Genomic DNA, 3,198 nt, shown 5'->3' with positions numbered 1-3,198 from the left:
AGGCACCGGCAACGCCCGCCGGTCCACCTTCCCGTTCGGCGTCAACGGCAACGCCTCCACCACCACGAACACCCCCGGCACCATGAACCCGGGCAACCGCTCACTGACCCAGCCCCTCAGTTCGGCGGTCAGCGCGGCCGAACGCGGACCGGCCGACGGTGTGTTGGTGAGCGGGCCGGGTGCCGGGGCGTCCGTGCGGTGGACGCCGGTCAGCGGACGGCCGGCCGCGGTGGACGCGTCGACGAACACGACGTCGAGTTCGCTCTCGTGCCGGTCGGCGGACCAGGTGACGGCCGTCTCGTAACCGAGCCGCCGGCCGAGTCCGACCCACTCGTCGGGGTCGGGGGCCCCGGCGGCGGGGGCATCCGTGAGGTCCGTCGCCGTACGGGCGTTGGGCACGCCCGTCACCCGCAGCAGCTGTGGCTGACGCTCCGTCAGGGCAGCGGCCAGTGCCTCGGCGGAGCCGCCGAGCTCTTCCCAGGTCGTGCGAGGAGCGTCGGCGACCGCCAGCAGCGCTTCGGCGGGCTTCTTGTGGAGGACCACCTCGTAGCGGTAGCGGGTGAGCTCGTTGTGCCGACGGCCGCGCTTGACGCGGATGTCGGCACCTCCGAGCCCGGGGGTCGTGGCGGCGAAGGAGGTGAACAGCAGGGGATCGACCAGCAGCTCCTTCTCCTCGGCGAGGGCCAGTTCGGCCGCCCCGCGCACGTCCTCGGCCGGTCCGTCGGGCCCGAGGCGTCCGGCCTGCGCGGCCAGGTGCAGCCGCCGTGCCGACCGGAGGTCCCGGATGTCGCCCAGGTAGAGGGCACCGCCGGGGGCGAGCAGCCGTACCGCCTTGTGCAGGACGTCGACGAGGTAGCGCTCGCTCGGGAAGTACTGGGCCACGGAGTTGAGCACGATCGTGTCGAACTCGGCTTCGGGCAGGGTGTCCACGGCATCCGCCGCGAGGGCCGTGAGCGTCACCCGGTCCACGGCGTCGGGGCGGGCGGCGGCCAGCCGTACGCGGAGGGCCTCGACGGCTTCCGGTGAGACGTCGGTGCCCCAGTACGTCTCGCAGTGGTCGAGCAGTGGGGCGAGGAGCAGTCCGCTGCCCACGCCGATCTCCAGGATCCGCCGGGGCCGCAGCGCGCGGATGGCGTCGACGGCCGCCGTGCGCCACTCCCGCATGTCGTCGAGCGGGATGGGGCCGCCGTCATAGGTGCTGTGCCAGCCCGAGAAGTCCTCCCCGAACGCGGCGCCGGGTTCCCCGTCGCCGTACTGCCTGCTGAACACGTGCGCCCAGGCGTCGAGTTGCTCCTGGTCGGCGGCCGTGTCCAGGGCCGGAGTGTCCTCGGTGCGCGGAACGACGTACGCGGTCAGGCGGGCGTCGCCGGTGTCGTCGCGGTGGACGGCCACGGCGGCGTCGGCCACGGCCGGGTGCGCGGAGAGGGCGGTCTCGATCTCGCCGAGTTCGATGCGGTGGCCGCGGACCTTGACCTGTTCGTCGGCGCGGCCGACGAACACCAGCTGTCCGTCGCCGGTCCAGCGCACCAGGTCGCCGGTGCGGTACATGCGCTCACCCGGCGCCCCGAACGGGCACGCCACGAACCGCTCCGCGGTCAGTGCGGGGCGGCCCAGGTAGCCTCGGGCCAGCGCCGGACCGCTCACGTACAGCTCGCCGGGGACGCCGGGCGGCACCGGGCGCAGCAGGCGGTCCAGGACATAGACGCGCGTGCCGGTCAGCGGGCGGCCGATGGGCGGCGGGGCGTCCTCGGCGCCGAGCGGTTCGCTGGTGGTGGCGCAGACGGTGGTCTCGGTGGGGCCGTACGCGTTGATCATGGCTCGTTCGGGCGCCCACTGCCGGACCAGGTCGGCGTGGACGGCCTCGCCGGCGACGACGAGCGAGCGGATCGAGGGCAGTTCGCGGTCCTCCAGCGCGCGCAGTGCGGACGGCGGCAGCGTGACGTGGGTGACGCCGAACTCCCGGATCAGTCCGGCGAGCGGCTCGCCGGGCATCAGCCGGCCGGCCGGGGCCACCACGAAGGCGGCGCCGGTCAGCAGGGCCATCACGGTCTCCCAGAAGGCGGCGTCGAAGCTGGGTGAGGCGAACTGGAGCACCCTGCTGCCGGGGCCCGCCCCGAAGCGTTCCCGCTGCGAGGCGACGAGGGCGGCGACACCGGTGTGGGTGACCACGACCCCCTTGGGGCGGCCGGTGGAGCCCGAGGTGTAGATGACGTACGCGGCCCGCCCCGGGTCGCTCGGCCGCTCCGGCGGGGTGTCGGGCGCGGCCGTGAGCGCGGCGGCGGTCTCGGGGTCGTCGAGCAGCAGCGTGGGCAGGGCGGTCACCGAACCCGGATCCGCCCCACCCGGATCCGTGGCCCGGCGCGGATCCGTCTCCCTGTGGGTGATCAGGAGGGCGGGGTGGGAGTCGTCGAGGAGGTAGGCGATGCGGGCGGCGGGATAGGCCGGGTCCACGGGCACGTAGGCTGCCCCCGCCTTGAGGACGGCGAGCATCGACACGACGGTCTCCGGGCCGCGGGGTACGGCCAGCGCCACCCGGTCCTCCGGCCCGATGCCGCGGCGCCGCAGGAGATGCGCCAGCCGGTTGGCGCGGGCGTCGAGCCGGCGGTAGGTGAGGCGTCCGCCGGGGTGGAGCAGCGCGAGGTCGTCGGGGGCCGCCGCCACCCGCTGCTCGAACAGGGTGGGCACGTCCACCTCGGCGGGCGGTGCCGCGGTCTCGTTCCACGTCTCCAGCACGCGCCGGCGGTCCTCGCCGGTCACGGTCTCGACCTCGCCGACGGTCCGGTCGGCGTCCTCGGCGAAGGCGCTCAGCATCCGGTCGAGCAGGTCGACGGTACGGGCGACCGTGGCCCGGTCGAAGAGGTCGGTCGAGTATTCGACGTACCCCTCCAGACCGTCCGGCCGGCCGTCGGCGTCGTAGGTCTCGTGCAGGCTGAGCGAGTAGTCGAACTTCGACACGCCCGGCACGGTCGGCACCGGCCGGATGTCGAGGCCGGGCAGCGAGTAGGCCGCCGCGGGCGCGTTCTGGAGCACGACCAGGACCTGGAAGAGGGGCTGCCGGGACAGGGACCGCTCCGGGTTGAGCGCCTCCACCAACTGCTCGAACGGCAGCTCCTGATGGGCGTACGCCGCCAGATCCGCGGCCCGCACCCGCCCCAGCAGCTCACGGAACGTCGGGTCACCGGACACATCCGTACGCAG

Annotated in this window: 1 protein-coding gene; it reads right to left on the bottom strand. The window is 74.3% G+C overall.

The genetic code is table 11. The features are described from left to right. A partial coding sequence (locus ACWD1Z_RS36880) for an amino acid adenylation domain-containing protein (protein ID WP_451125211.1) occupies positions 1-3,198 on the bottom strand: 3,198 nt, incomplete at both ends.

Source organism: Streptomyces sp. NPDC002784, assembly GCF_053592135.1.
This window is presented reverse-complemented; position numbering and strand designations above follow the sequence as displayed.